We start from the raw sequence: 1,585 nt of genomic DNA on the forward strand, positions 1-1,585 counted from the left end.
ATGAGTTGGTCATTTGGCAAGAGTTTGACCATTTCTTGGGCTAAGCCACCGCTTGCCCCAGTGATGATGATGGTACGCATCTCTATTCCTTTCAAAGTTTTGATCAATTTAATGAAATCTTTTTCCAGCTAAATAATGAGCATAGGCTTGATCAATGACAGGAGCAAACAGATGATAATCCTCCCAGCTACCTAAAAATTCTAAAGGCAAGTCATATAAGTCATTGACTACAAATTCGGAATAATCATCCATATACTGATGTTCATAATAGTCATTTACAAAAGCCTGAAAATCCTTTGTAATATCCATTGTTCCCAGTTTACCATCGCACCAGTCTAAAAGATAATCAACACCCAAAGTTTGCTCGTTTTTTAAACTTTGGAATACCGTTTCTTCATCAGGAAACATCAATTCTTTTGCATCATGCAGGATGAGCCAAGTAACGAAAAAACCGATATGATTCGCAGCCCAACGATAAATCTCCCGATAATCTTTTTGAGTTAACTCTTCTTTTTGTAATGAATAGCTGTGCAAGTAGTTGGTTAAGGCATTCTCAAAATACCAATCCGCTTTATCCAATAAACGATTTTCAACAGTCATCTTAATTCCCTCTCAACGAACTGTAACATTATAACTCAACCTCTTCCAAGTCTTTGACGACATGGACATTCTCAAAAATACTAGCTGCATCTTTCTTAAGCTGACTAATATCCTTTGATAGGAAGCGGGCACTGATATGGTTGAGCAAGAGGCGCTTAGCACTGGCTTCTGCTGCTACTTGTGCTGCCTGCATATTGGTTGAGTGACCGTGATTGCGAGCAATTTTTTCATCTCCCTTGCCATAAGTCGACTCATGGACAAGGACATCGGCATTGACAGCTAAACGCACACTAGCATTGGTTTTACGGGTGTCACCCAGAATGGTGATAATCTTACCTGGACGGGGAGCTGAGATATAGTCTGCTGCCTTGATTTCAGTTCCATCTTCGAGAACAACGTCCTGGCCGTTTTTGATCTTTCCAAAAAGCGGACCAAATGGAACACCAGCAGCCTTAAGTTTTTCAGCATCCAAGGTCCCTTCTAGATCCTTTTGCATGACACGATAACCAACGCAGAAAATAGTGTGGTCCAGCTCCTCTGCATACACAGTGAATTTATCGGTCTCAAAGATTTTCCCTAGAGAATCTTGGTCAAACTCATGAAAATGAATGCGGTAAGGCAGACGAGAGCCTGACACACGAAGGCTGGTTAAGACAAATGACTTGATTCCTTGCGGTCCATAGATGTCCAAATCTGTCTGCTCTTCATTGGCCTGAAAAGCACGGCTAGAGAGAAATCCTGGCAATCCAAAGATGTGGTCTCCATGCAGGTGGGTGATAAAGATTTTGCTGACCTTCCGTGGTCGAATCGTGGTTTCCAGAATGCGATTTTGCGTTCCTTCTCCACAGTCAAAGAGCCAAACTTCGTTAATCTCATCCAAGAGTTTCAGGGCGAGACTTGAAACGTTGCGGGCTTTAGAGGGCTGACCGGCCCCTGTTCCTAAAAATTGAATATCCATTCGATACTTTCTAATTAATCAATATAT

The 1,585-nt window shown here is 41.8% G+C and carries 2 protein-coding genes and 1 pseudogene; all 3 read right to left on the minus strand.

The annotated features are described in order from the left end of the window. Positions 1-80, minus strand: a pseudogene (locus tag GMD1S_RS11825) (short-chain dehydrogenase); the annotation flags it as partial. 28 nt (positions 81-108) lie between these two features. Beyond that, positions 109-600: a DUF7832 domain-containing protein gene (locus tag GMD1S_RS07570; protein ID WP_000215491.1), complete on the minus strand. Its 492-nt coding sequence runs from the start codon at positions 598-600 to the stop codon at positions 109-111. A 28-nt stretch (positions 601-628) separates the two neighbouring features. After that, complete coding sequence (rnz, locus tag GMD1S_RS07575; RefSeq protein ID WP_000354317.1) at positions 629-1,558, minus strand: ribonuclease Z; 930 nt, start codon at positions 1,556-1,558, stop codon at positions 629-631. Between the last annotated feature and the right edge of the window lie 27 nt (positions 1,559-1,585).

This window comes from Streptococcus sp. GMD1S (assembly GCF_000296875.1).
In the GTDB taxonomy this organism is placed as follows: domain Bacteria; phylum Bacillota; class Bacilli; order Lactobacillales; family Streptococcaceae; genus Streptococcus.

Coding starts and splice junctions, on each gene's coding strand:
- rnz (WP_000354317.1), bottom strand. CDS start 1,558: ATGGATATTCAATTTTTAGGAACAGGGGCCGGTCAGCCCTCTAAAGCC.
- GMD1S_RS07570 (WP_000215491.1), bottom strand. CDS start 600: ATGACTGTTGAAAATCGTTTATTGGATAAAGCGGATTGGTATTTTGAG.